This is a genomic window from Pseudomonas sp. KH_017 (genome assembly GCF_057840285.1).
Genome location: NZ_CM174509.1, coordinates 4,034,362 through 4,061,251, shown reverse-complemented (window position 1 = coordinate 4,061,251; position 26,890 = coordinate 4,034,362). Strand labels below are relative to the sequence as shown.

Genomic DNA, 26,890 nt, shown 5'->3' with positions numbered 1-26,890 from the left:
ACGTACGTAGACGTGATTTTTAGCCGTGACGGGTACTGGATTCAGCAAGGGTTGGGTAGTCGATGTAGCCTTCTGCACCGCCGCCATACAGGGTCGCAGGATCGAATGCCGACAAAGAGGCAGCGGTTTTAAGGCGCTCCACCAAGTCCGGGTTACCTATGAAGGGACGTCCAAAGGCGATCAAGTCAGCCTTGTCATCGTTGAGTTGAGAGGTGGCCAAATTCACGTCGTAGCCATTGTTCGCGATGTAAGTGTTTTTGAAGCGTTGGCGCAAAGAACCAAAGTCGAAGGGCGCAATATCGCGCGGCCCGCCAGTCGCGCCTTCGACCACATGGAGGTACACAATGCCCAAGGCATCGAGTTGGTCGACAATGTAGTCAAACTGGGCCTGCGGTTCGCTGCTGGAGATACCATTGGCTGGCGAAACTGGCGAGATACGGATGCCTGTGCGTTCTGCACCGACCTCGTTTACTACCGCCGCCGTCACTTCCAGCAGTAGGCGGGCGCGGTTTTCAATCGAGCCACCGTAGGCATCGGAGCGGATGTTGGCACCGTCCTTAACGAACTGATCCAGCAAATAGCCGTTTGCGCCATGGATCTCTACGCCATCGAATCCCGCAGCGATGGCGTTTGCCGCCGCTTGGCGAAAATCATTAACGATCCCGGGGAGCTCGCTGATATCAAGCGCTCGCGGCTCTGAAGCGTCCACGAAGCTATTGTTGACGAACACCTTGGTCGCGGGACGGAGAGCGGAGGGCGCTACCGGAGCGGTACCGTTCTCCTGCAGGTCAACGTGCGATACGCGTCCGACATGCCACAGTTGCAGGAAAATTCGTCCGTCTTTTGCGTGGACGGCATCGGTGACCTTGCGCCAGCCATCAATCTGCGCCTGCGTGTAGATACCGGGCGTATCCTGGTAGCCCTGTCCCTGCTGCGAGATCTGCGAGGCTTCGGAGATCAACAGGCCTGTAGAGGCTCTCTGGCTGTAATAGGTAGCAGCGAACTCGCTCGGGACGAAGCCTTCTCCCGCACGGTTACGCGTCAGCGGAGCCATCACGATTCTGTTGGAAAGTGTCAACGAGCCGAGCGTGTACGGCTCAAATAACGTCTTATCGTTCATATCGTTTTCCATACTCGTTGATTAATGGGCGACATGCGCCGTGCCAGGGAGGATTCGCGTTGGCGTATTTATGATGTCGATCACACTCAAAACTGTCAATGCTTTTGATTATGATCGACATCAGAGTATGATGAGGGCATTGCTTTGAGATGCAGAGGCGCAGGAAATGAAGATCACCAAGGCGCAATCACTCGCCAATAGAGCTCATATCGTTGAGACGGCTTCAGAGCTGTTTCGCGAGCGTGGCTACGATGGCGTGGGGGTGGCTGAACTCATGGCAGCAGCCGGATTTACGCAAGGCGGTTTCTACAAGCACTTCGGCTCCAAGGCTGATTTGATGGCTGAAGCGGCAGCGAACAGTCTTTCGCATTCGCTGACCAGTTCCGAAGGTCTCGAAGTTGCTGAGTTCATCGATTTGTATGTGTCGAGGGATCACCGAGACGGCAGGGGCAGCGGTTGCACCATGGCGGCTCTTTGTGGAGACGCTGCGCGTCAATCAGATGAGTTGAAAGCCACCTTTGCCAGCGGGGTAGAAAGCACGCTGGCAGCGCTCGAAGAAAAGTACAAAGCGAGGCAAGACGCGCCGCAGGATGGGGTACGGGCAAAAATGATCGACATGCTGGCGCATGCAATCGGTGCGGTCATGTTGTCGCGCGCCTGCCCAGATGATTCTTCTCTGGCTGATGAAATACTAGAGGTTTGCCACGCTGAGATAATTGCGTCATTGCCGTTGTCGCCAGTCAGTGAGCCGCAGGGGAACACATAGATTGTTGGCGCTGCTTTTCAGGTTTTGCCCAGTGAACACGGCCTGGTAAAAGAGCGGGAGCGCGAAACTACCCTAACATCGGGGGACTTGGGTCGCCAGGTGATGCCCGTCTTGCAGCGCAATCGATGGAGCCGTTGCACAGTCATTCGTGCGCATTGGGTGTAATGCAGTGTAAGGCAGTGCGCAAAACCCGCCACATCCAGGGTGAAATGAGGGGTTCGCAAGGCGTTGGATAGAACACCGCCGAGATAACTCACTAAACGTTTAATCCAATGAAAAGAGTGTGCGGGCACATCTATGAATAAACGTGAGAAGTGTGAAGGAGTCTACAAAATAAACTTACCATTATTTAATAATTAAATTGTCGATTGTCAGACAATTATTCCGGTCCGCCTATTTTTTAGATAACAGCGACTACAGCACACCTATTGTTTTCGGGCATTTGCTTGGGTAACACAATTTGACGTCAAAAAAGTAGTAGACGTTTGATTTCGAATTGTGTCAGTTTTCTTTCGCCTTCAATGGGCGAGTGATAGGGCGATCTCGCCAGAGATTGTCGCGATCTGACAAAAACTGTTCCATAGCTAAACAAGGAAGTGTGTTTATGTCGAAAGTAAAAGTCCACGCTATTGATTCCGCCGAACAGGCATTCCAGCCATTGCAAGCATTGGCTGTAGCCAGTTCTGCATTCAACCAGATCAATAGCTTCAGCCATCAATATGATCGGGGTGGCAACCTCACGGTCAATGGCAAACCCTCGTTCTCCGTTGACCAGGCCGCCACCCAATTGCTGCGCGACGGTGCTGCCTACCAGGACAAGGACGGCAGCGGCAAAATCGAACTCACCTATACGTTCCTGACCTCGGCCTCGTCGAGCACCCTGTACAAGCACGGGATTACCGGGTTCAGTCAGTTCAGCGCGCAACAAAAAGCCCAGGCTGTGCTCGCCATGCAATCCTGGGCCGACGTGGCCAATGTCTCCTTCACTGACAAGACTGCCGGCGGCGACGGTCACATGACCTTCGGTAACTACAGCGGCGGCCAGGATGGCGCAGCGGCGTTTGCTTACCTGCCTGGCACGGGCGCCGGTTATGACGGAACTTCCTGGTACCTGATCAACAGCAGCTACACGCCCAACAAGACCCCGGACCTGAATAACTATGGCCGGCAAACCCTGACCCACGAAATCGGTCACTCCCTGGGCCTGGCCCACCCTGGCGACTACAACGCCGGCGAAGGCGCGCCGACCTACAACGACGCGTCCTACGGGCAAGACACCCGCGGCTACAGCGTCATGAGCTACTGGAGTGAAAGTAATACCAGCCAGAACTTCAGCAAGGGTGGCGTCGAAGCCTATTCGTCCGGCCCGCTGATGGACGATATCGAAGCCATTCAGAAGCTCTATGGCGCCAACACCACGCTCCGTACCGGCGACACCACCTACGGCTTCAATTCCAACGCCGGACGCGATTTCCTCGGCGCGTCTTCATCGTCGGATAAAGTGGTGTTCTCGGTGTGGGATGCGAGCGGCAAGGACACTCTGGATTTCTCCGGTTTCACCCAGAACCAGAAGATCAACCTCAATGAGGCCTCGTTCTCCGACGTTGGTGGCATGGTGGGTAACGTCTCCATTGCCAAGGGCGTCACTGTCGAGAACGCTATCGGCGGTTCGGGCAGCGACCTGCTGATCGGCAACAACGTGTCCAACGAGCTGAAGGGCGGTGCCGGCAACGACATCCTTTACGGCGCTGGTGGTGCGGACAAATTGTGGGGCGGCGTCGGCTCGGACACTTTCGTGTTCGCGGCCAGCAGCGACTCGAAACCCGGTGCGCTCGACCAGATACTCGATTTTGTCAGCGGCCTGGACAAGATCGACGTGACCGGCATCACCAACGGCGCAGGCCTGCACTTTGTCAGTGCATTCACCGGTGCGGCAGGCGATGCGGTGTTGAGCAATTCGGGCGGTAACAGCCTGTTGTCGGTGGACTTCTCCGGGCATGGCGTGGCTGACTTCCTGGTCAGCACCGTGGGCCAGGCGGCGTACTCGGACATCGTGGCGTGATGTGACGTGAGAAAGGAGGACGGCGCTTCATGCGCCGCCCTCTGTCCTCGCTGCGAACAAAGCTACGGTGGGGAGTAAAACGTCCTATGACGCAACGCGTCTTTATCTGCAAAAAAAGCGTATGGCTATCGGCGACGCTGATGATGTTTTTTGGAGATGTCAACATGGCAAACAGCCTGAAATTAGCGGACCCGTCGGAACTCGCCGGAAAATGGCAAGTCCGGGAAGGCTCGTCCGCGTTGTTGCAGGACCGACAGCCAAATGGTTGCCTGATTGAATTGAAACTGGACCAGACGCTGGGCGGGCAACTCGATTGTATGGTGCGCTGGCTGGGTCAGGCTCCCTCCGGCTGGTTTCCCGAGCCGGACGGGATTGCGTTGACCAACCATGAAGGTTCGAAAACAGCATTTTTCAGTCGACAGAAGAGTGAGTTTTATAAGCTGACATTGCCTGTTGGATTCAATGTGTCGCTGCAGCGAGCGCCAGAGTAAAAGCATCAGGTCAAGTTGGTGGCCCAATGCCTCTATCTAAAAAACGGGTCTGTTCGTTTAACGAATGGCGTAATGGGTTGTGCCTGTGAGTAATCAACTCAAGGAAGATTAATGAAGATGGCGAAGACCACTCCTGCTGCACCTCTAGTTCGAGCGCTGGGTGATTACAAGGGTATTTTGATTAGCGTCGCCAGTTTCACCGCACTGATCAATATTCTGATGTTAGTGCCCTCAATTTACATGCTCCAGGTCTATGATCGGGTCTTGTCTTCGCAAAATGAAACGACATTGGCCATGTTGTCGCTGATGGTTGTCGGGTTCTTTGCCTTTATCGGTTTGCTGGAAGTTATTCGCAGCTTTATCGTCATCCGTATTGGCAGTCAGTTGGAGCGGCGCTTCAACCTGCGGGTCTATCAGGCGGCTTTCGAACGTAATCTGTTCAAGGGCGAGGGTAACGCCGGGCAGGCATTGGGCGACCTGACGCACATTCGTCAGTTTGTCACCGGCCCGGCCTTGTTTGCCTTCTTCGATGCGCCTTGGTTTCCGGTCTACCTGTTCGTGATCTATCTGTTCAACGTCTGGCTCGGGGTCTTTGCCACGGCGGGTGCGGTGCTGCTGATCGGGCTGGCCTGGCTCAATGAGGCGATGACCAAAAATCCCTTGGGCGAAGCGGCGGGTTTTTCCCAGAAGTCCAGCCAACTGGCCACCAGTCACCTGCATAACGCCGAAACCATCCAGGCCATGGGCATGCTGGGGGCTTTGCGCAACCGCTGGTTCCAGGTGCATTCAGGTTTCCTCGGCCTGCAGAACCAGGCCAGTGACACTGGTGCCGTTATCAGCTCCTTGAGCAAAACCCTGCGCCTGTGTCTGCAATCCCTGGTACTGGGCCTTGGCGCCTTGCTGGTGATCAAGGGCGATATGACTGCCGGGATGATGATCGCAGGTTCCATCCTGATGGGCCGCGTCCTGAGCCCCATCGATCAGTTGATCGCCGTGTGGAAACAGTGGAGCGGCGCCAAGCTCGCTTACCGCCGTCTCGATGCCTTGTTGCAAGCGTTTCCACCGAGTGACGAAGCCATGGCGCTGCCTGCCCCGAAGGGCCAGATCAGCTTCGAACAAGTCAGCGCCGGTCCTCCGGGGCAACGTGCGGCGACCTTGCATATGGTCAATTTCAGCCTCGCTGCGGGGGAGGTGCTGGGCGTGCTCGGCGCTTCGGGTTGCGGCAAGTCGACATTGGCCCGGGTGCTGGTCGGTGTCTGGCCGACCCTCGGCGGTACGGTGCGGCTCGACGGTGCGGATATCCATCGCTGGAACCGCGACGACCTCGGTCCCTACATCGGGTACCTGCCACAGGACATCGAATTGTTCAGCGGCAGCATCGCGCAAAACATCGCGCGGTTCCGCGAAGCCGATGCACATAAAGTCGTTGAAGCTGCGCAGCAGGCCGGCGTGCATGAACTGATCCTGCGTTTGCCCCAGGGCTACGACACCGTACTCGGCGAGGACGGCAGTGGTTTGTCCGGTGGGCAGAAACAACGCGTGGCGCTGGCCCGTGCGCTGTATGGCCAACCGAGCCTGGTGGTGCTGGATGAACCGAACTCCAACCTCGACACCGTGGGCGAAGCGGCCCTGGCCGGTGCGATCGCACAAATGAAGGCCCAGGGCACCAGCGTGATTCTGGTCACCCATCGCTCCTCCGCGCTGGCCCAGGCCGACAAGCTGCTGGTGCTCAATGATGGTCGCTTGCAAGCATTCGGCCCGAGCCAGGAGGTACTCAAGGCACTTTCCGCCGCCCAGGAACAGCAACGTGAAAAAGCTCCACAGACACCGGGCGGGCTCAGCATGAGCCGGCAGTATCAGCCCACGACAAGGAACTCGGGTGTATGAGCCGCGCACACATGAGCAGTCAAAATGAAGCCACGATGGAACACGATTACCTCGCGGAACGTCCTGAGCGCGACGCACGTTACTTTGCCCGGCTGGGCTGGATTCTGGCGATCGTCGGCGCTGGCAGTTTCTTTGCCTGGGCCAGTTTGGCGCCGCTCGATCAGGGCATTGCGGTGCAAGGCACGGTGGTGGTGTCGGGCAAGCGCAAGGCAGTGCAATCGATGAGCAGCGGCGTCGTTAGTCAGATTCTGGTGCGCGAAGGTCAGGTGGTGAAACAGGGCCAGCCGCTGTTCCAGCTCGACCGGACCCAGGTCGCCGCCGACGTGCAATCCCTGCAAGCGCAGTACCGCATGGCCTGGGCCAGCCTGGCGCGTTGGCAGAGCGAGCGGGACAACCTGAAACAAGTGAGTTTCCCCACCGAGCTGAGCAACGATCCCGATCCGCGCCTGGCGTTGGTGCTGGAAGGCCAGCGCCAGTTGTTCAGCAGCCGCCGCGATGCTTTCTCCCGCGAACAAGCGGCCCTGCGTGCCAGCATCGAAGGCGCCGGCGCGCAATTGGCCGGCATGCGCCGCGCCCGTACCGACCTGAGCGCCCAGGCCAACTCGCTGCAACAACAGCTGAGCAATCTTCAACCCCTGGCGGACAATGGCTACATCCCGCGCAACCGGCTGATGGAGTACCAGCGGCAGTTGTCGCAAGTTCAACAACAATTGGCAGAAAATACCGGCGAAAGCGGACGCGTGGAGCAGGGCATCCTCGAATCGCACCTGAAGTTGCAACAACACATCGAGGAGTATCAGAAGGAAGTCCGTACCCAACTGGCCGATGCACAGCTCAAAAGCGTGACCCTGGAGGAACAACTGACCTCCGCCGGATTCGACCTGCAACACAGCGAGATCCTCGCCACGGCCGATGGTGTCGCGGTCAACCTTGGGGTTCACACGGTCGGCGCGGTGGTGCGCCAGGGCGAAACTCTGCTGGAGATCGTGCCTCAGGGCACTCGCCTGGAAGTGGAGGGGCACCTGCCGATCAACCTGGTCGACAAGGTCGGCACGCACTTGCCGGTGGACATTCTGTTCACCGCGTTCAACCAGAGCCGCACCCCGCGAGTACCGGGCGAAGTCAGCCTGATCTCCGCCGACCAGATGCTCGACGAGAAAACCGGCGTACCGTATTACGTGCTGCGCAGCAGCGTCAGCGATCAGGCCATGGAAAAGCTCAACGGTCTGGTGATCAAACCCGGCATGCCGGCGGAAATGTTTGTGCGAACCGGTGAACGTTCACTCCTCAACTATTTGTTCAAACCGCTGCTCGACCGGGCAGGCTCCGCGTTGACCGAGGAATAAGGATGTTCGGTTGTATGAATAAGCTTTCCATGCTTGGGGCGGCACTCCTGCTGCTGGCGGGCAACCCGGCAGTAGCGGCCACGGGGCCGTTCGAGATTTACGAACAGGCTTTGCGCAACGACCCGGTATTCCTCGGCGCGATCAAGGAGCGCGACGCCGGCCTGGAAAACCGCGCCATCGGCCGCGCCGGGCTGTTGCCGAGGCTGGGTTACAACTACAACAAGGGCCGCAACTCTTCCAAGGCCACCTACTTGAACGAGCACCGGCAAAACCAGACCGATGACCGTCACTACAGCAGTTACGGTTCAAGCCTGACCTTGCAACAACCGTTGCTCGACTACGAGGCCTACGCCGCTTATCGCAAGGGCGTGGCGCAGGCGTTGTTCGCCGATGAAAACTTTCGCGGCAAAAGCCAGAAGTTGCTGGTACGGGTGCTGGAAAACTACACCAAGGCCTTGTTCGCCCAGGACCAGATCGATATTGCCCTGGCCAAGAAAAAAGCCTTCGAGCAACAGTTCCAGCAGAACGAACAGATGTTTCGCCAAGGCGAAGGCACGCGTACCGACATACTTGAAGCCGAGTCGCGTTATGAACTGGCGACTGCCGAGGAAATCGAGGCGCGTAACGAACAGGATGCATCCTTGCGCGAACTGGGTGCGCTCGTCGGCGTGCCGACTATCGACATCGCCGATCTGGCGCCGCTGGAGCAGAACTTTCAGACCTTCACCCTGCAACCGGCCAATTACGACACCTGGCACGAGATGGCGGTGGCCAACAACCCGAACCTGGCCTCCCAGCGTCAGGCGCTGGAGGTGGCGCGCCACGAAGTCGAACGCAACCGCGCCGGGCACCTGCCCAAGGTCAGCGCCTACGCCACGGTGCGCCAGAACGAATCCGAAAGCGGCAACACCTACAACCAGCGTTACGACACCAACACCATCGGCATCGAAGTCAATGTGCCGTTGTATGCCGGCGGCGGGGTCTCGGCCTCGACCCGTCAGGCCAGCCGTGCGATGGAACAGGCCGAGTACGAACTGGACGGCAAGACCCGGGAAACCCTGATCGAGCTACGTCGGCAGTTCAGCGCCTGCCTGTCGGGGGTGAGCAAGCTGCGGGCCTATCAAAAAGCCCTGACTTCCGCTGAAGCGCTAGTGGTGTCGACCAAGCAAAGCATCCTGGGCGGTGAGCGGGTCAACCTCGATGCGCTGAACGCCGAACAACAACTGTTCACCACCCGCCGGGACCTGGCCCAGACCCGCTACGACTATCTAATGGCCTGGACCAAGTTGCATTACTACGCGGGTACCTTGAGCGAGCAGGATCTGGCTCGGGTGGACGAGGCGTTTGGCCAGGGGCCGAGGACTCGGTAACACCGCAGAACCTACACAAAAACAAAAAAGTGAGTGTTCAACATGGACGTACGCATCAAACCGGCCCCGGTCGGCATGCTGTTGCTATTGATTAGTGCAGGCTCGGAACAGGTCGCCGCGGCCTGGCTGGACACCGGCACCCTCGGCGATCCCGTCAGTTGGCGCAGCGCCGAGTTTCAGCGCGACTGGGGCCTGGGCCGGATGCAAGCCGATCAAGCCTACGCGGCCGGTATCACCGGTAAAAACGTGAAGATCGGCGCCCTTGATTCCGGCTTCGATTCCACCCATCCCGAATTCGCCACCGACCGATATCGCGCGGTCATGGCCAGCGGCACGTATGTTGATGGCTCAGCGTTCAACGTCGACGGTTCGTTCAACGCCAACAACGACTCCCATGGCACCCACGTGGTCGGCACCATGGGCGCCTCCCGCGACGGTTTCGGCATGCACGGCGTGGCGTACAACGCACAAATCCATGTCGGCAACACCAACAAGAACGACAGTTTCCTGTTCGGCCCCAACCCCGATCCGCGCTACTTCAGCACGGTGTACAACGCCCTGGCGGATACCGGCGTGCGGGCGATCAACAACAGTTGGGGCAGTCAGCCGCCTGACGTCAGCTACCGGACACTGGCCGATCTGCACAACGCCTACGCCCAACACTGGAATAAAGGCACCTGGCTCGATGCCGCTGCCGATGTGTCCCGCCGTGGCGTGATCAACGTGTTCAGCGCTGGTAACAGTGGCTACCCGAACGCCAGCGTGCGTTCGGCGCTGCCGTACTTTCAGCCGGATCTCGAGGGCCATTGGCTGGCGGTGTCGGGGCTGGACCAAAGCAATCAGCAGAAGTACAACCAGTGCGGCATCGCCAAATACTGGTGCATCACCACACCGGGGGCGAAGATCGACAGCACCATTCCCGGCGGCGGTTACGCGATCAAGTCCGGCACCTCGATGGCGGCACCGCATGCCACTGGCGCGCTGGCACTGGTGATGGAACGCTACCCGTATATGAGCAATCAGCAGGCACTCGAAGTGTTGCTGACCACCGCCACCCAGCTCGACGGTTCGGTCACTGATGCGCCGGGCGGGCAGATCGGCTGGGGTGTGGCCAACCTGGCGCGGGCGATGCGCGGGCCGGGGCAATTGCTCGCGACGTTTGACGCCAACCTGGGGGCGGGGCAGAGCGATGTCTGGAGCAACGACATCTCTGACAAGGCGCTGATTCAGCGGCAGAGCGAAGACCTCGCCGAACACAACGCCTGGCAGCAAACCCTGCAAGACAAGGGTTGGCAGCATGGCGTTGCGGCGGGTGCCAGTCAGCAGGAGCAGTCCGACTACGCGGTCGGCATGGCCCGTGATGCAGCGGCAGCCAACCGGCTTTATCAGGGCAGCCTGATCAAATCCGGCGCCGGTCGCCTGATTCTCACCGGTGACAACACCTATCGTGGCGCGACCACGGTCAATGGCGGTCTGCTGACGGTCAACGGTTCGCTGACGTCGGCCGTTACCGTCAATGACCGCGGCACCCTCGGCGGTTCCGGCCGGATCGGCGCGCTGACCGCGAAAAGCGGCGGTACCGTGGCGCCGGGCAACTCCATCGGCATCTTGAATGTGGCCGGTGACGTGACCTTCGAACCCGGTTCGACCTATGCGGTCGAGCTATCGCCAACCAGCAGCGATCAGATCATTGCGGGCGGTAAAGCAGTGATTGAAGGCGCCACCGTCAGCTTGGCGCTGGAAAACAGCCCGACGCTGCTGACCACCAGCGAGGCGAAATCCCTGCTCGGCATTCAGTACAACATCCTGCAGGCGGCTGATGGCATCGAAGGGCGCTTCGGTGAGGTGGTGCCCAATTATGTGTTCCTCGGCGGTACCCTCGACTATTCGGCGAACGGTATTCAACTGGCGGTGGAACGCAGTGCCGCGTCGTTCGCCAGTGTCGGCCTGACGCCGAACCAGCGTGCCGTCGGCGCGGCTGCCGAGCATTTGGGCGCGGGCAATCCGCTGTACGAAACCTTGCTGCTGTCGCCAACCGCAGCCGTCGCGCAACAAGCCTTCCAGCAATTGTCCGGCGAGATTCACCCGGCAATCGGCACGCTGCTGATCAACGACAGCCGTTACCTGCGCGATGCGGTGGGCGAGCGTTTGCGTGAGCGCGATCTGTTCGATACCGGTGCACCGACCGATGATCGCAGCAACGCCTGGCTCAAGGTGCTCGGCGCCTGGGGCAAGAGTGACGGTGGGCATGACAATGCCGATTCCACCAGCTCCATCGGCGGTTTGCTGGCGGGTGTCGACGGCTTGGTCGCTGAAGATACCCGGCTCGGTTTCGTTACCGGCTATAGCGACAGCTCGCTGAGTATGGGCGATGGCACGCACTCGTCGGCCTCGGTCGACAGCTATCACCTGGGTGCATACCTGGGGCATGTAATCGATGCCCTGCGCCTGAGCGTCGGTGGCGCTTATAGCTGGCACCGCATCGATGTCAAACGCGACCTGCAATTGGGCGCGGTCAGCGGCCAGCAGAAATCCAAACGCGATGCGACCACCGCGCAGCTGTTCACCGAAGCAGCGTATCGCCTCGATCTGCAACCCTTGGCGCTGGAGCCGTTCGCCAATCTGGCCTACGTGCACTTGCACAGCGACAGCTTCACCGAGAAGGGCGATGCCGCCGCGCTGAAGGGCGGCGAGGATAATCGCGACGTGCTGCTGTCGACGCTCGGCGTGCGGGCCAGCAAAGCCTTTGCGTTGTCCGAGGACAAACAACTGGAACTGGCGGCCACGCTTGGCTGGCAGCACAACCTGAGCAATACAAGTTCCGAAAGCCACCTGGCTTTCGCCAATGGCAACAGCGGTTTCACCGTGCAGAGCGTGTCGCTGGATCGCAATGCTGCGTTGGTCGGCGCTCGGGCCGGTCTGGCGCTGGGCCGCGATACCCGGTTGAGCCTGGACTACAACGGACTGCTTGGCTCAAAGGAAAAGGACCACGGTGTGGGCCTGACCCTGGCCTGGCAGTTCTGACTTGAAGGAAGAGAGAGCACAACATGGGACTGTTTGATTACAAAAATGTCGGCAGCGAGGCGGGCAAGGTGTTGTACAGCGATGCCATCGCCCTGACGTTGTATGCCTACGCACCTACCGGCCAGTCATTACCGGCCAATGGCTGGGCGCCGATCGGCGCCAATGCCCTGGGTTATCAAGGCAAGGTCGGGGCGCAGGGCACGTATTTCGGCGAGAAGGACGGTTTCACCAGCGCCGAAGCCGAAGTGCTCGGCAAGTATGACGCCGCCGGAAAACTGATCGGCATCGGCATTGCTTTTCGTGGCACCGGCGGGCTTGGCTACAACGACACGTTCGGCGACATGAAAAACAATCTGTTGGCGGCGGTAGGGCCGGTGGATTACGCGACCCACTACGCAAAAAACGCCTTCGATACGCTGCTCGACAAAGTGGCTGCGTTCGCCATCACCCACGGCCTGAATGCCGGGGACGTGTTGGTCAGCGGTCACAGCCTCGGTGGCTTGGGGGTCAACAGCGTCGCCGAGCTGAGCGGGAACAATTGGGGCGGTTTCTACAAGGGTGCCAGTTACGTAGCGTTCGCTTCACCAACCCAGAGCTCCACAGGCAATAACGTGCTGAACATCGGTTACGAGAACGATCCGGTGTTTCGGGTACTCGACGGCACCACCTTCAGCAGTGGCTCGCTGGGCAAACATGACGCTCACCAAGCGTCGGCCACCAACAACATCGTCAACTTCAACGATCACTACGCGTCCACTGCGCAAAACCTGGTGCCATTCAGCATTCTCAATCCGTTGAACTGGTCGGCCCATGGCTCGCTGGGCTACGCCGACGGATTGAACCGGGTGATCGACTCACGCTTCTATGAGTTGACCGACAAGGATTCGACCCTGATCGTTTCCAACCTGTCGCAGTCGTCACGAGGTTCTACCTGGGTCGAGGATCTTGGACGCAGCGGCGAACCACACACCGGCAGCACGTTCATCATCGGAACCGACAGCGGCGACCTGCTCAAGGGCGGCCTCGGCAATGATTTCATCGAAGGCCGGGACGGCAACGACCGCTTCCGTGATGACGGCGGCTTCAACATTTTGTCGGGGGGCAAGGGCGTCAACACCTTCGAACTGCAGAAACCATTGCAGAACTTCAGCATCGCCAATGACGGCGACGGCACGTTGTTCGTGCGCGACGCGTATGGCGGTATCAGCATGACCCGGGACATCGGCGCGCTGGTGGGCAAGGAGTCCGGCTCGTGGTGGGGCAGCAAGGACGTCACCTACAGCGTGACTGCCAACGGTCTGCTCAACGACAGCGAATTGACCCACTACAACCATTCGCTCAACGGCGACGCTTTGGGCAACACGCTGGTGGCCAGTGTCGAGGGCGACTGGCTGTTCGGTAACGGGGGTGATGATTTGCTGCGCAGCGACAAGGGCCATGTGACCTTCGTCGGCGGCACCGGCAACGATGTGCTGCATTCCGGTGTCGGCAGCAACACGTTCCTGTTCAGCGGCGCCTTCGGGTTCGATGCGATCAATGGCTACCAGGGCAGCGACAAACTGGTGTTCATGGGCGTGGAAGGCGCGGGGCAGGGCTACGACTACCGGCAGCATGCGTCACAGGCCGGTCAAGACACACTGCTCAAGGTTGGCGACTTTTCCGTGACCCTGGTAGGCGTCGGGCTGGATAACCTTTCGGCTTCCGGGTTCGTGTTTGCGTAACGGGTTCAAACAACTGCACTGGATGCTCCGGGGCACCTCGTGATCGAGGCGTCCTGGTAGTGAGCTATCTCTGACAATTCCAACAAAGAGAGAGAGGCAATACCCATGGGTGTATACGACTACAAAAACCTCGGCACAGCAGACGCCAAAGCGTTGTTTACCGACGCAATGGCAATCACGCTGTATTCCTATCACAACCTCGATAACGGCTTTGCCGCCGGTTACCAGCACAACGGTTTCGGCGCAGGTTTGCCGGCGACCCTGGTCACGGCGCTGATTGGCGGCACCGATTCCCAAGGCGTGATTCCCGGCATTCCCTGGAACCCCGATTCCGAAAAGGCCGCACTGGATGCGGTGCAGAAGGCCGGCTGGACCCCCATCACCGCCACGCAGCTGGGCTATGACGGCAAGACGGATGCGCGCGGAACCTTCTTTGGTGAAAAGGCCGGGTACACCAGCGCTCAGGTGGAGATCCTCGGCAAGTACGATGCACAGGGTCATCTCACGGAAATCGGCATCGCCTTTCGCGGCACCAGCGGCCCTCGGGAAAGCCAGATCAGCGACTCCATCGGCGATGTGATCAATGACCTGCTGGCGGCATTGGGTCCCCAGGATTATGCGAAAAACTACGCAGGCGAGGCCTTCGCAAAACTGTTCGGCGACGTTGCCGCGTTTGCCAGCGCCAACGGCCTGTCAGGCAAGGACGTACTGGTCAGCGGGCACAGCCTCGGCGGGCTGGCAGTCAACAGCCTGGCGGATTTGAGCAACGATAAATGGGGCGGTTTCTTCAAGGACTCGAACTACGTCGCTTATGCCTCACCGACCCAAAGCACCACCGATAAAGTGCTGAATATCGGCTATGAAAACGATCCGGTGTTCCGTGCGCTCGACGGCTCATCGTTCAACCTGGCATCGGTCGGCGTGCACGATGCCCATCAAGACTCGGCGACCAACAACATCGTCAGCTTCAACGACCACTACGCGTCGACGGCGTGGAACCTGCTGCCATTTTCCATCCTCAACATCCCGACCTGGATTTCGCACCTGCCCACCGCTTACGGCGACGGCATGACCCGGGTGCTGGAGTCGAAGTTCTACGACCTCACCAGCAAAGACTCGACGATCATCGTTGCCAATCTTTCGGACCCGGCACGCGCCAACACCTGGGTCCAGGACCTGAACCGCAATGCTGAAACCCACAAGGGCAGTACCTTCATCATTGGCAGTGACGGCCGCGACCTGATTCAGGGCGGCAAGGGCAATGACTATCTGGACGGCGGTGACGGCAACGACACCTTTCGAGACAGCGGCGGCTACAACATCCTGCTGGGCGGCAAGGGCAATAACGTGTTCGATTTGCAGCAGTCGGTGAAGAATTTCGATTTTGCCAATGACGGCGCCGGCAACCTGTACATCCGCGACGCCAATGGCGGCATCAGCATCACCCGCGACATCGGTAGCATCGTGACCGAAGAGCCGGGTTTCCTGTGGGGACTGTTCAAGGATGACGTGACCCACAGCGTGACCGCCAATGGCCTCGCGATCGGCAATCAACTGACTCAGTACGCCTCAACGGTGAAGGGCGGTGCAGGGGCCGATACGCTAAAGGCACAGGCTGTTGGTGATTGGTTGTTTGGCCTGGACGGCAACGATCATCTGATCGGTGGCAAGGGCAACGACGTGTTTGTCGGCGGGGCAGGCAACGACCTGCTGGAGTCAGGGGGCGGGATCGATACGTTCCTGTTCAGCGGCGCGTTCGGCCAGGACCGGGTGGTTGGGTATCAGGCGAACGACAAACTGGTGTTTCTCGGGGTTCAGGGCGTGACGCCGAACGACGACTTCCGGACCCATGCCACGGCGGTGGGGCAGGATACCGTGCTGACGTTTGGCAATGATTCGGTGACGCTGGTTGGCGTGGGGCTGGACAGTCTGTCCAGTGGCGGGATCGTTATCGCCTGAGTGTGATGCGGCTTCTGCAGGGCCTCATCGCGAGCAAGCCCACTCCCACAGGATATGCGCCAACCTTGTGGGAGCAACTGTCTTCACCATGCCACTCGTCACCGCCATTCGGTGCCGTCCCGCAACATGGCATTCAGTCTAATCAATAGGACCCGCATGCAGGCAAGAGCGCGACTTTCGCGCTCTTGCCTCGCTCCCGAAGCACGTCATAACGTGCCTTGAAGTCAGGCTGATGAAGAATTTCGTCCATAACATGAGCTTCAAGAAGGGCGCCGGGTTCTTGGCCGTTGCCGCCCTTTGATGCTCAGCGCTTCGCCGTAACCGTATAACTGACCGGTATGTAGGAGTAACAGGCGTACTCTTTTTTCTGCTCGCCCTACCAATACCGATAGAACAAGCTGACCGATACACCGCCGTTGCGCACCGAGATTCGACCGGCCAGATTGCCATCCTCCCTGAGGATTCGGCCGGCATCTTCAGCGGTCAGCGACTCGAGTTCTTTGATGGTGATTTTGGCCGTAAAATAGGTTTCCCCTACTCTGCCGAACCCGCTCCTGGGAGGGTCCCGTGAACAGTCACTGGTGGCGCCGCTTGCTCTTGGTGATGATGCTGGTCTGGCTACCGACGGTTTCGACGACGGCGTCGGCTGCGGGCAGTGTCGTGATTCTGACCGTCAACGATGCTATTGGTCCGGCCAGTGCCGACTACGTGGAGCGCGGCTTGATACGTGCGGTGACCGAGGGCGCACAGTTGGTGGTCATCAACCTCGACACCCCCGGCGGGCTGGACACTTCGATGCGCTTGATCATCAAGGCGATTCTGGCCAGCCCCCTGCCAGTGGTCAGTTTCGTTGCCCCTAGTGGCGCACGCGCGGCCAGCGCCGGCACCTATATTTTGTATGCCAGCCACATTGCCGCCATGACCCCGGGTACTAACCTGGGCGCCGCTACGCCGGTGCAGATCGGCGGCCTGCCCGGGACCGCACCTGAATCACCTCGCCCACCCACCACACCCACCACTGACAAGAATTCTCCGCCTGAGCTACGGGACACCTTGACTCGAAAACAGATCAACGATGCGGCGGCTTACATCCGTGGTCTTGCGCAATTGCGCGGACGCAATGCCGACTGGGCCGAACAAGCGGTACGTGAATCGCTCAGCTTGTCGGCCGACGAAGCGCTCAAACTCAAGGTGGTCGATTATGTGGCCAATGACGTGGCAGACCTGCTCAAGCAACTGGACGGTAAGAGCCTGAATGTCGCCGATCAGACGTTGAAGCTGAGTACCGCCGGGGCTGCACTCATCGATCATGCGCCTGATTGGCGCACACAACTGCTGGCGGTGATCACCAGCCCCAGCGTGGCATTGCTGCTGATCATGTTCGGGGTCTATGGGTTGATATTCGAATTCATGAACCCAGGGTCGGCCGTCGGTGGAGTGCTCGGTGGCATCTGCCTGTTGCTGGGGCTGTATGCCCTGCAACTGTTGCCCGTGAATTACGCCGGGGTCGGACTGATTCTGCTAGGGCTCGCCTTCATGATCGCCGAGGCGTTTCTACCGAGTTTCGGTGTCATCGGCTTGGGTGGGGTGGTTGCCTTTGTAGTCGGCGCAGTGATTCTGATGGACACCGATGTACCGGGTTTCGGCATTCCGTTGGCGCTGATCATCGGCATGGCACTGATCAGCGTCCTGTTGCTGATGACTCTGGTCGGTATGGCGCTCAAGGCACGACGCCGTGCCTTGGTCAGCGGCGATGCGGGCTTGGTCGGCAGCCTGGCCACAGTGACGGGGCTGCTGCCGGATCTGCCGATGAGCGGCTGGGTGCAACTGCAGGGAGAAAAATGGCAAGTGCGGAGCCGCTCGCCCCTGCACTTGGGCCAACAGGTCCGGGTGGTGGCGCGCACGGGTTTGATGCTGGAGGTCATTGCATTGGATGAAACGCCACCGCGAGGAGGTTGATCATGTTCGTCGAATTGGGTTTTAGCGCGCTGCTAGCCCTGCTCCTTGTGTTGGTGTTCTCAGCCTTGCGGATTCTGCGTGAATACGAGCGCGGGGGCGGGGATTACCAGGCTGTCGGTGATTACGGCGTAGTAAGAGACGTTGAAGTCTCTCGAGTTTTTACATAATAGAGGCGTATGGGTGACGTGGCTCGGAGTCAGCCTCTCTTCTGTGCTTGATACACCCAAAAAACTATTCCAGATTGAGTCTTTTCCTGCTTTGGCAGGAAAATAAACTATCAGAAAACAACGACTCTTCCTCTAGCCTCGATTCTCAAAGCGACCATAATGACCATTTCTTTGCTCCCGGCTTGCGAGTGCACAGTGGTCGGTGCCGCTTGCGAATGCTGTTGCTTATACTGCGTTTCGGTGGTCGGGCACCGGTAGCAATAACCTATCAGGGAGTGGGCTTCTATCCCTTTAAAACCAGTGACATGTCCGGGTATTTCGCGCACATGGCGCCGGCGCGGATGAAGCGGGGGAGGATGTTTTCGCGCCGGGGTCGGGAGGGCGCCTGCGCCAGTTCTGCAGACGTAAATGCTCCGTGCCGCGCGTGGCGGCAGAAGGAGGTAGTGATTGTGGCTAGGCTGCCTTCCGAAGTGTTTGTGCGATGAGCCGGCGGCGACCCAAGAGCACCTGTAGGCGGTAGGATCGGAATCGGCGTCCATCCTGTGAGCTGATCTCCGGAGCCAGGTAGGACAGTGAACTGGCCGAAGTAATAGAGGTGCTCGCCGTCGCTTCCCCACTCAGGTTGTGCGGTTGCTCAGTTGCGAGCGGCAAGGCACGGCATACAGGTTTTGAACGAGCCCATGTCGCCTTCCCGGCTTCCTGATATCAGTTGGTACTTCTGGCCTAGCTCGATGTGCCCGTGGCATTCGCCGCATTTGTGCACCTTGCGAGCGGTGGGCGTGGATTCCGTTTGAAAATCGGACATAGCGATTCCTCGCCCGTCGTTCACCGGCAGGCTACATGGTTTAATGAGAGAAATTCTTAATGGAGATGTTGCTATGGAAAAGGCGTTTCGAAACCCGTTGTTTTTAACCGGGCTCCCGCTGGTTGTCTGCGGTCTTGCTATCACCGCGCCCGGCCTTTGGATTCCCGGCTTGGTCTTGATGGTCGCTGGCTGGGCAAAGGGGAAGAAACGAGTCTGACGTCATCGCCCTGGCCCCTTGTAGATGATCCAGAGCATGTAGAGCGGGCGAAGATCACGGGGGGTCACCTTCCTGCCCCAGACGCAAACAGGGCCGTCCTCTGCATCGTGGATCGACAAAATAGACCAGCCTGGCTCGGTAGGGTGCTGGATTTCCCAAGCCGAGCAATCGACTTGGCCATCATTCATGTAGGCGTCAAACACATCAACGTCGACGTCGCTTTCCATGTGCGTGACCTTGGTTTCGACCTGGTGGCGGGTGCACCAGTCGGTGAACTGCTCTTCAGTGATTTCGTCGTCGAACTCCGAAAGGTAGTCGGGGTGCGACCACCAGCCGTCGATATCACGCTCGACGGGCAATGACTGGATCAAAACAGTTTCTTCAGGCATGACTTCGTCCTTGCCACTATAGCGGCTATGCACTAGAGATGAGAGGGAGGTATCGTCTACCTCGGACAAACAGGAGCTGCGACGCGGTTGTTTGAGCTCTGTCACTCAATATTAAGGATTGATCTTGTGTCGAACTCAGTGACTATCAAGAGAAAGGTATTGTTCGGCGACTGTGATCCGGAGGGGATTGTCTATACACCCAGGTTTTCGTACTTTGTTGTTGAGGCAGTTCATGATGCCCTTACCGTCTGGCTTTCCGGTCCCGGATTAAGAACCCTGCTAGGTTTTAATCTACTGCCTCCAGCAAGGGCTTTCTCGCTAGAGTTTCTTCATCCAGTCACTTGGGATGACGAACTTTCCATGAAGGTAAGTGTTTCCAGTATTGGGCTTCACTCGTTCACATTTCTAGTCGAAGGTAATGTAGCGCCAGATGTTATGGCATTTACTTCCAGTCTTACACACGTTTGCATCTCGCCGGTTACCAGGGAAGTTATTGAGGTTCCAGAGCAACTGAGGGCGCTGCTCCAGTCTTGAGCGTTGTAGTCGCTCGGACGAGATAGAGCTGGTCAGGCGACTGTCAGTCATCGGGCTGGGCATTGTCGGGAGCGCCAGGTTGTGGCGCCTGTCGACTCGCCAGTCCAACATCCTGGGTATCGATGCTGGAGCGCCGATCAATCGACAGGGTTCATCCTGCGGTGGCTCCCGAATTTTCCGGCAAGCGTATTGGGAGGGCACGCAATACCTTCCTTGCCCCGGCTTTCTCCTGCGCTCGCTTCGATAAGACCGGGTGAGTTGTCACTGGTCTGGGTGCGGTCTGTTTGCGCTGTCAGTGATTGATTGGAGCTGACTGGTCAGCACCTGGCAGCAATGCCTCAATGAGCTGATGAAATTGTCGACCAGCGGCGAATAGGGGCGATGCTGCGGGCGAACAACACTGACGGTGTACGGAATGGAAAGTGACAGCCCGCGAATTTTCAGCCCAAGTTTGGCGTAGGCCAGTGCTGTGAGCGGGTTGATGATTGCGATGCCGACCCCTAGGGCCACCGTCGCGCAGACTGCCGCTGCGCTGTGCGTTTCAACCACCAACTGTCTGTTGATTCCGAAGCTGTCGAAAAAACTGTCGATCTTGTTGCGATAGGGGTCGTTGGTTGCCAGAGAAATAAAGTGTTCGCCTTCAAAGTCCTCGGGGAACAGGACGGCTTTTTCACACAGTCGGTGGTCGGTGGGCAGGATGCAGACAATGTCCGACGTGAAGATGGTCTCCAGGTCTGTGCCACGGGGGGCAATAGTGTCCTCGATAAGCCCCAGATCAAAGCGCTGTGAAGAAAGCCACTCGTTGAGCAGGGGAGAGTCCTGGGGAGTGATGCTGACTCCCACGCCGGGGTATTGATCGAGGAAATGTTTGCAGACAGTGGGCGCCACGGCCTGGGAGAAAGCAGGCAGGCAAACGATGGTAATTTGCCCGTGCTTGTACTGGCGAATGGCGTCAGCCGCTTTGGCTATCCGCTCAAGGCCAAAATAAGCCCTTTTGACTTCGTCGAAGAGCATCAGCGCTTGTTCGGTCGGGATCAGTTTGGCATTGGCGCGTTTGAACAACGTCAACTGGGTCACCGACTCAAGCCTGCCCAGTTCTCGGCTGATTGTCGGCTGTGAGGTGCGCAGCAGGGCTGCGGCGGCTGTCGCGCTACCTGTCGTCATGACCGCCCAGAATATCTCGATATGCCTGAAGTTCAGCGTTGCCATGGCGATCCTTGCCTCGGTGGTGGGGAGGGTTTAACCATATCAGATATGAATAGATCATAAGTAAATTGATATTTTTAATCTGACCGTACGTTGCAGATAATAGCCAGCAAGCAAGTTCAGTACTTAAGCAAGTGCTCTGGATTATTGGTGGTTATTTGCGCGAGAGCGGCAGGTTGAATTGATTTGTCGACGCGTCGCCGTACGACTGACATTAAAAAACATGCAATGACTAATTTACTGCCGGGTTTTTCAGAGAGGTTCGAATGGACGGTTTCAGCTACAAACAAGGTGTTCTGCATGCCGAAGGGGTGAACCTGGACAGCCTGGCTGAAAAGTTGGGTACACCCTTGTTTGTTTATTCATTGAGTACCTTGGCGTCGCACTTGCAAAGCATGCGCGATGCTTTTTTTCTGATTGACCCGCTGATTTGTTTCTCGGTCAAAAGCTGCAGCAACTTGAGCATCCTGAAGTTTCTGGTGGAGCACGGCGCGGGGCTGGACGTCGTCAGTGGTGGCGAAATCTATCGAGCCCTGCTGACCGGTGCTCGCCCCGAAACCATTGTATTTGCCGGGGTGGGCAAGTCTGCGCAAGAAATCAAATATGCACTGGAGGCAGGCGTCTATCAGTTCAATGTTGAGTCTGAGGGGGAGTTGGCAAGGATCGATGCTATTGCGGGTCAGTGCGGCTGCAGGGCCAGGGTTTCTATTCGGATCAATCCCGACGTTGCTGACCGTGATACCCCGCAAAAAACATCTACGGGAGGACGCCAGACCAAATTCGGCATTCCGGTGACGCGTTCGGCGCGGCTTTACGCAGAGGGTTTGTACAGCAACGTCGACGTTGTCGGAATCCATGCGCACATTGGCTCGCCTATCCATGACAGCGCTTCCTACCTGGCTTGCATTGAGGTCATCGAGACGCTGTTGGATGAGGTGGAACAGGCGGGCGGCACAGTCGATACGATCAATATCGGTGGTGGTTTTCCAGCCATATACGAGGCCTCCCATTCCGATAGCATTTCATTGCAGGAAATGGGCAGCGTCATTTCTCACCGATTGCTGGGGCTCAAGGCACGAGGCCTGCGGTTCGTGATCGAACCCGGTCGCTCTATCAGCGCCAATGCCGGCGTGCTGTTGACCTGCGTCGAATACATCAAGGATGGCTGGGACCATCAGATCGTCATTGTCGATGCCGGCATGAACATCTTGCTCAGACCTACACTGTACGGTGCCCACCATGCCATGTGGCCGATCCGATACGGCCATTTCAACGGGCACTGGACGCACGCGACCAATCCTTCACAGCCCCGGCCAGAGGCGTCATTGTCGCCGGTGGATGTGGTTGGGCCGATTTGTGAAACAGGGGACTTTCTCGCGTTGTCGCGTCCGCTGCCGACGCTTTCGGAACATGACACCCTGGCGATTTTTTCGGCGGGTGCCTACGCGATGAGCATGGCCAGCCAGTACAACTCGAAAGTTCGTCCGGCTGAAGTGGTGGTCATGGGCGAGCACTATCAAGTCGTGCGCCAGAGAGAGTGCTACGAGGATCTCGTTGCCAGGGAAATGGACGGCATTGAAGCAGTCAAGTCTGATGCTAAAAGTTTGAAACTGGTTAAGTAATCCTCTGTTGTTTGATTAATGCGGCTGGAAGTGACTGTGGCCAATGAAACGTTTTGGCTTGTATTTTTATTTTCGGCACTCTTGTTGAATATTTCCCCAGGGCCCGACCTGCTTTACATCTTGTCGAGGACGATATCCTCAGGAAAAAAGTCGGTATCGCCTCGGCGCTGGGGGCCTGTAGCGGTGCCTTTGTCCATGTGGTTCTGGCGGCCTGCGGTGTCAGCGCTCTAATTGCCGCTTCGGAAAATGCCTTCGATGCACTCAAGTATACCGGTGCAGCTTATTTGCTCTACTTGGGCGTGAAAAGTTTCATGCCCTCCACGGGGTCCGTTCATGATCAGGACAACGCGCAGGTCAAGCAATCGCCGGCCCGCCCTTCACGAACGTTATCTTTTCTTCAGGCAAGACTTCGTCATTGCCGCTATAGCGGCTGACTTTGAAGGGGAGGGGGAATGGTGTTACTTGAGGGCAGACGCAGAGATTTTAGAGTAAGTGTCGACATCAGTTGTGGCAAGAAGGCAGCGGCCATCCTTGAATTTTGCGTAGAAAGTTATTTCCTTTTCTTTGTCACATAGCCACCAGCCCGCAACCAGTCCAACCGGACCTAAAAGCAATGCTCCAGCCAGGCTCCATCGAATAACGCTCCCTTTCTTATTAACTATTTCCTCGGTTGCTGTTTCTAAAGTTTCCAGTTTTGAAAGGGGTATCTTTATTTTAAGGGAGGGTTTTACTGCGGATTTCAAAATGAACAGTCCAGATTGAAACTCAGCAGCACCTGTCAGAAAGTCACCGGATATCACCGTTATCTTCGACATGGTGCTCCTCTTCTGATCAGGTTTAGCCAGCTGATTACTGGGCTCCAAAGGTCTCTGTCAGTCAATCGGCTTGCGACAAAAGGTGAGACCGACAGTCACCCCATCGATACCAGATCCTGGGCATTCTCAACCGTCATGCCGAGGCGGTCGGCGATCAGCACTTCCAGTCGTGCACCTTTCGAATGCTCCCGGCCAGGGAGCGTGGCAGTCCATCGGGGCGTCGATGTCGAGGCGCATGCAGTGGTACGGAGTCCAATCGCTTTGATGTATTGGTTTGCAGTTGTCTCGTTACGTTGCATGCGGTAATCCATATATGCGATAAGCCGTATATGAGCTGAGGCTTCACAATGGCCAGCAAATCCCGTGTTCCTCCTTCATGAAATTCATGAGCGCATCAAGATGTTCGTCTTGGTCAAAAACAAACACTGAGAACCGATATGGCTGCCCATCTGACACCGACCACTGTTTTCAAATGCCTGGCTGACGACACTCGGGTCCGCACGATGATGCTCATCACCCGTGAAGGAGAGCTATGTGTTTGCGAGCTGACCTGCGCGCTGAACGAGAGTCAGCCAAAAATCTCCAGGCACCTCGCACAACTGAGAACCTGTGGCCTGTTATCGGACCGTCGGCAAGGCCAATGGGTGTATTACCGACTGCACCCCAATCTCCCGGATTGGGTTCATCAAGTGCTGACCACAGTGCTCGAAAGCAACAGGCACTGGTTGAGCCCTGATGCCAAACGCCTTGATGAGATGGGCGACCGTCCTGAAAGGGCAGTCGCCTGTTGTTAAAGCCGGATTGTCCGATTGCGCCTTCGAATACGAGATCGCTCGATGAAAATCTTGTTCCTCTGCACTGCCAACAGCTGTCGCAGCATCGCTTTCGCCACGGTGATTGGCCCATTGGTGGAAGTGCCAGTGCTGATTTCCCATATTGACTACATCGGCCAGTTCGATACCCAATCGAACGCCCACTGACAACAAATACAGAGCACAACAACATGACTATCAAAGTTGGCATCAATGGTTTTGGACGCATCGGTCGCCTCGCTCTGCGAGCAGCCTGGAGCTGGCCAGAGTTTGAATTCGTGCAGATCAACGATCCGGCAGGGGACGCGGCGACTCATGCCCACCTGATCAACTTCGACTCGGTGCATGGCCGTTGGAACAACGAAGCCAGCGCCGAGGGCGATCATGTCGTGATTGGCGGCAAGCGCGTCAAAGTAACGGCCAACAAGGCGATTGCCGACACCGATTGGTCGGGTTGCGATCTGGTGATCGAAGCCAGCGGCAAGATGAAAACCGTCGCGGTGTTGCAGGCGTACCTGGATCAGGGCGTAAAGCGTGTGGTGGTCTGCGCTCCGGTGAAGGAAAAAGGAGCGTTGAACGTAGTCATGGGCGTCAACCAGCACCTGTTCGACCCTGCTGAACATCGCATCGTTACCGCCGCTTCGTGCACCACCAACTGCCTGGCGCCAGTGGTGAAAGTCATCCACGAAAAGCTAGGCATTCGCCACGGTTCGATCACCACCATCCACGACCTGACCAACACCCAAAGCATTCTCGATCAGCCGCACAAGGATCTGCGCCGTGCGCGTGCGTCCGGGATGAGTTTGATTCCAACCAGCACCGGCTCGGCCACCGCCATTGCCGAAATCTTCCCGGAGCTTCGCGGGCGCCTGAATGGTCACGCCGTACGCGTGCCGCTGGCCAACGCTTCGCTGACTGACTGTGTCTTTGAAGTCGAGAGGGCCACCACTGTCGAAGAAGTGAATCAACTCCTCAAGGACGCCTCCGAGAATGAGCTGAAAGACATCCTTGGTTTCGAAGAGCGTCCACTGGTGTCCATCGACTACCGTACTGACCCGCGCTCATCGATCATCGATGCGCTGTCGACCATGGTCATCAACGGCACCCAGGTCAAACTCTATGCCTGGTACGACAACGAGTGGGGCTACGCCAACCGCACCGTCGAACTGGCGAAAATGGTCGGTCTGGCGGTCTGAGGAGCGGTCATGAAAGCGTTGTCAGCCCTCGCGCCGCAAGTGCGGCAGTACCTGCTCGTGACGGGCAATTACTGGGCCTTTACCCTCACCGACGGCGCCTTGCGCATGTTGGTGGTGCTGCACTTTCACGCGTTGGGCTACAGCCCACTGCAAATCGCGGCGTTGTTTCTGTTCTACGAACTCTTTGGTGTGATCACCAATCTGGTGGGCGGTTATCTCGGCGCGCGACTGGGTCTGAACCGAACCATGAACATCGGACTGGGCCTCCAGGTTGCGGCGCTGCTGATGCTGACGGTTCCAGTGGCCTGGCTAACCATCCCATGGGTGATGGGCGCTCAGGCGCTTTCGGGGATCGCCAAAGACCTGAACAAGATGAGTGCCAAAAGCTCCATCAAACTTCTGGTTCCTGATGGGCAGCAGGGCAAACTCTACAAGTGGGTGGCGATCCTCACCGGCTCGAAGAACGCACTCAAGGGCGTCGGCTTCTTTCTTGGCGGAGTCTTGCTGGCCTTGATTGGTTTCAAAGGTGCCTTGCTAGCCATGGCGGCTGTCCTGGCGCTGATCTGGATCAGCAGCTTGATCCTGTTGAAGAAGGACCTGGGCAAAGCGAAAGCCAAACCCAAGTTTCGCGACATCCTGTCCAAGAGTCGGGCGATCAATATTCTCTCGGCGGCACGGATGTTCCTGTTCGGTGCCCGCGATGTCTGGTTTGTGGTGGCGTTGCCGGTGTACTTGAGCAGCGACTTTGGTTGGGACTTCTGGAAGGTTGGCGGATTTCTTGCCGCCTGGGTGATTGGCTATGGCATCGTCCAGTCCTTTGCGCCGAACATCACTGGCAAGAAACGTGGGCATGTACCGGATGGTCGCTCGGCATTTCTGTGGGCACTGGCACTGGCGGGCCTGCCTGCGGCCATTGCTCTCGGGTTGAACACCGGGCTGCCGCAACAGGTGGTGCTGCTCGGCGGATTAATGGTCTTTGGTGCGCTGTTCGCGGTGAACTCCTCGCTGCACAGCTACTTGATCGTCTCCTACGCCAAGGAAGATGGCGTGTCGCTGGATGTGGGTTTTTATTACATGTCGAACGCCATGGGACGGCTGATAGGCACAGTGCTGTCCGGCTGGGTTTATCAGGTGTATGGGCTGGAAGCATGCTTGTGGATATCGAGCGCATTCGTGCTGTTCGCAGCTTTGATTTCGATTGCATTGCCTCGTCACGCGCTTAGTGAATGACGCTTTTGGCCGATTACTGCCTGTCAGAAAGGGCTGCAATCGACTGTGGATTCAACCGGTCGATGCAACAGATTGGCTAAATCATTCAGCGGCCGTCATAGCCTTGCCGACCGAGTCTCTGACAACGTATGAGTGCCACGCACCCGGCAAACCAGCCCTTAGAGCAACCTGCCAACAGCGCCATACCGCAAC

23 protein-coding genes and 1 pseudogene are annotated in these 26,890 nt (G+C 57.8%); 18 read left to right on the top strand and 6 right to left on the bottom strand.

Annotated features, from left to right (window positions below; translation table 11 throughout):
• Positions 1-19 precede the first annotated feature (19 nt).
• Positions 20-1,120, bottom strand: coding sequence for an alkene reductase (locus tag AC3IT6_RS18480; RefSeq protein ID WP_489351797.1), 1,101 nt, complete (start codon positions 1,118-1,120; stop codon positions 20-22).
• A 166-nt stretch (positions 1,121-1,286) separates the two neighbouring features.
• Between AC3IT6_RS18480 and AC3IT6_RS18475 the strand changes: the two genes are divergently transcribed.
• The 9 genes from AC3IT6_RS18475 (at position 1,287) to AC3IT6_RS18435 (ending at position 15,746) form a co-directional block, all read left to right on the top strand.
• Positions 1,287-1,886 carry a TetR/AcrR family transcriptional regulator gene (locus AC3IT6_RS18475; protein ID WP_108228916.1) on the top strand — a complete coding sequence of 200 codons (600 nt, stop codon included), beginning with the start codon at positions 1,287-1,289 and terminating at the stop codon, positions 1,884-1,886.
• A gap of 604 nt (positions 1,887-2,490) precedes the next feature.
• Positions 2,491-3,948 carry a serralysin family metalloprotease gene (locus AC3IT6_RS18470; RefSeq protein ID WP_489351795.1) on the top strand — a complete coding sequence of 486 codons (1,458 nt, stop codon included), beginning with the start codon at positions 2,491-2,493 and terminating at the stop codon, positions 3,946-3,948.
• A gap of 86 nt (positions 3,949-4,034) precedes the next feature.
• A complete protein-coding gene (locus AC3IT6_RS18465; protein WP_489351793.1) occupies positions 4,035-4,439 on the top strand; it encodes an AprI/Inh family metalloprotease inhibitor in 405 nt (134 codons plus the stop codon).
• A 111-nt stretch (positions 4,440-4,550) separates the two neighbouring features.
• A complete protein-coding gene (locus AC3IT6_RS18460; protein WP_489351791.1) occupies positions 4,551-6,326 on the top strand; it encodes a type I secretion system permease/ATPase in 1,776 nt (591 codons plus the stop codon).
• Positions 6,327-6,337: 11 nt separating this feature from the next.
• Positions 6,338-7,672 carry an HlyD family type I secretion periplasmic adaptor subunit gene (locus tag AC3IT6_RS18455; protein ID WP_489351789.1) on the top strand — a complete coding sequence of 445 codons (1,335 nt, stop codon included), beginning with the start codon at positions 6,338-6,340 and terminating at the stop codon, positions 7,670-7,672.
• A 2-nt stretch (positions 7,673-7,674) separates the two neighbouring features.
• Positions 7,675-9,042 carry a TolC family outer membrane protein gene (locus AC3IT6_RS18450; RefSeq protein ID WP_489351787.1) on the top strand — a complete coding sequence of 456 codons (1,368 nt, stop codon included), beginning with the start codon at positions 7,675-7,677 and terminating at the stop codon, positions 9,040-9,042.
• A gap of 42 nt (positions 9,043-9,084) precedes the next feature.
• Positions 9,085-12,066 carry an autotransporter serine peptidase EprS gene (gene eprS, locus AC3IT6_RS18445; RefSeq protein ID WP_489351785.1) on the top strand — a complete coding sequence of 994 codons (2,982 nt, stop codon included), beginning with the start codon at positions 9,085-9,087 and terminating at the stop codon, positions 12,064-12,066.
• Between the two features lie 23 nt (positions 12,067-12,089).
• Entirely contained in the window at positions 12,090-13,787 is a 1,698-nt protein-coding gene (locus AC3IT6_RS18440) for a polyurethane esterase (RefSeq protein WP_489351783.1), read from the top strand.
• Positions 13,788-13,892: 105 nt separating this feature from the next.
• Positions 13,893-15,746: a polyurethane esterase gene (locus AC3IT6_RS18435; RefSeq protein WP_489351781.1), complete on the top strand. Its 1,854-nt coding sequence runs from the start codon at positions 13,893-13,895 to the stop codon at positions 15,744-15,746.
• 98 nt (positions 15,747-15,844) lie between these two features.
• Here the strand turns inward: AC3IT6_RS18435 and AC3IT6_RS18430 are convergent.
• Positions 15,845-15,981: pseudogene (locus AC3IT6_RS18430) on the bottom strand (IS110 family transposase); the annotation flags it as partial.
• Between the two features lie 332 nt (positions 15,982-16,313).
• Between AC3IT6_RS18430 and AC3IT6_RS18425 the strand changes: the two are divergent.
• Both AC3IT6_RS18425 and AC3IT6_RS18420 read left to right on the top strand, forming a co-directional pair.
• Positions 16,314-17,705: an NfeD family protein gene (locus AC3IT6_RS18425; RefSeq protein ID WP_489351779.1), complete on the top strand. Its 1,392-nt coding sequence runs from the start codon at positions 16,314-16,316 to the stop codon at positions 17,703-17,705.
• Between the two features lie 2 nt (positions 17,706-17,707).
• Positions 17,708-17,872, top strand: coding sequence for a hypothetical protein (locus AC3IT6_RS18420; RefSeq protein WP_489351777.1), 165 nt, complete (start codon positions 17,708-17,710; stop codon positions 17,870-17,872).
• A 1,024-nt stretch (positions 17,873-18,896) separates the two neighbouring features.
• Here AC3IT6_RS18420 and AC3IT6_RS18415 read toward each other — a convergent pair.
• Entirely contained in the window at positions 18,897-19,283 is a 387-nt protein-coding gene (locus AC3IT6_RS18415) for a hypothetical protein (protein WP_489351775.1), read from the bottom strand.
• 126 nt (positions 19,284-19,409) lie between these two features.
• Between AC3IT6_RS18415 and AC3IT6_RS18410 the strand changes: the two genes are divergently transcribed.
• Positions 19,410-19,817, top strand: coding sequence for an acyl-CoA thioesterase (locus AC3IT6_RS18410; protein ID WP_489351773.1), 408 nt, complete (start codon positions 19,410-19,412; stop codon positions 19,815-19,817).
• Positions 19,818-20,078: 261 nt separating this feature from the next.
• Here AC3IT6_RS18410 and AC3IT6_RS18405 read toward each other — a convergent pair whose 3' ends face one another.
• The gene (locus tag AC3IT6_RS18405) at positions 20,079-21,026 is read right to left on the bottom strand and encodes a LysR family transcriptional regulator (protein ID WP_489351771.1); all 948 of its coding nucleotides are present in this window, start codon (positions 21,024-21,026) and stop codon (positions 20,079-20,081) included.
• Between the two features lie 263 nt (positions 21,027-21,289).
• Here AC3IT6_RS18405 and lysA point away from each other — a divergent pair, with 263 nt between their 5' ends.
• The gene (lysA, locus tag AC3IT6_RS18400; protein ID WP_489351769.1) at positions 21,290-22,645 is read left to right on the top strand and encodes a diaminopimelate decarboxylase; all 1,356 of its coding nucleotides are present in this window, start codon (positions 21,290-21,292) and stop codon (positions 22,643-22,645) included.
• 53 nt (positions 22,646-22,698) lie between these two features.
• Positions 22,699-23,079, top strand: a complete 381-nt coding sequence (locus tag AC3IT6_RS18395; RefSeq protein ID WP_489351767.1) for a LysE family translocator — start codon at positions 22,699-22,701, stop codon at positions 23,077-23,079.
• 24 nt (positions 23,080-23,103) lie between these two features.
• On the opposite strand, the gene AC3IT6_RS18390 is transcribed toward AC3IT6_RS18395, so the two are convergent.
• Entirely contained in the window at positions 23,104-23,460 is a 357-nt protein-coding gene (locus tag AC3IT6_RS18390) for a hypothetical protein (protein WP_489351765.1), read from the bottom strand.
• A 95-nt stretch (positions 23,461-23,555) separates the two neighbouring features.
• Complete coding sequence (locus AC3IT6_RS18385) at positions 23,556-23,759, bottom strand: hypothetical protein (RefSeq protein WP_489351763.1); 204 nt, start codon at positions 23,757-23,759, stop codon at positions 23,556-23,558.
• A 138-nt stretch (positions 23,760-23,897) separates the two neighbouring features.
• Here AC3IT6_RS18385 and AC3IT6_RS18380 point away from each other — a divergent pair, with 138 nt between their 5' ends.
• From AC3IT6_RS18380 to arsJ, 4 genes are read left to right on the top strand one after another with little or no spacing between them, the layout of a single operon-like run.
• Positions 23,898-24,254 (top strand): metalloregulator ArsR/SmtB family transcription factor, encoded by a 357-nt coding sequence (locus tag AC3IT6_RS18380; RefSeq protein ID WP_489351761.1) that lies wholly within the window; start codon positions 23,898-23,900, stop codon positions 24,252-24,254.
• 42 nt (positions 24,255-24,296) lie between these two features.
• The gene (locus AC3IT6_RS18375; protein WP_218429038.1) at positions 24,297-24,440 is read left to right on the top strand and encodes a hypothetical protein; all 144 of its coding nucleotides are present in this window, start codon (positions 24,297-24,299) and stop codon (positions 24,438-24,440) included.
• A gap of 23 nt (positions 24,441-24,463) precedes the next feature.
• The gene (locus AC3IT6_RS18370; RefSeq protein WP_489351759.1) at positions 24,464-25,468 is read left to right on the top strand and encodes an ArsJ-associated glyceraldehyde-3-phosphate dehydrogenase; all 1,005 of its coding nucleotides are present in this window, start codon (positions 24,464-24,466) and stop codon (positions 25,466-25,468) included.
• A 9-nt stretch (positions 25,469-25,477) separates the two neighbouring features.
• A complete protein-coding gene (gene arsJ / locus AC3IT6_RS18365) occupies positions 25,478-26,698 on the top strand; it encodes an organoarsenical effux MFS transporter ArsJ (RefSeq protein WP_489351757.1) in 1,221 nt (406 codons plus the stop codon).
• Positions 26,699-26,890: the final 192 nt, after the last annotated feature.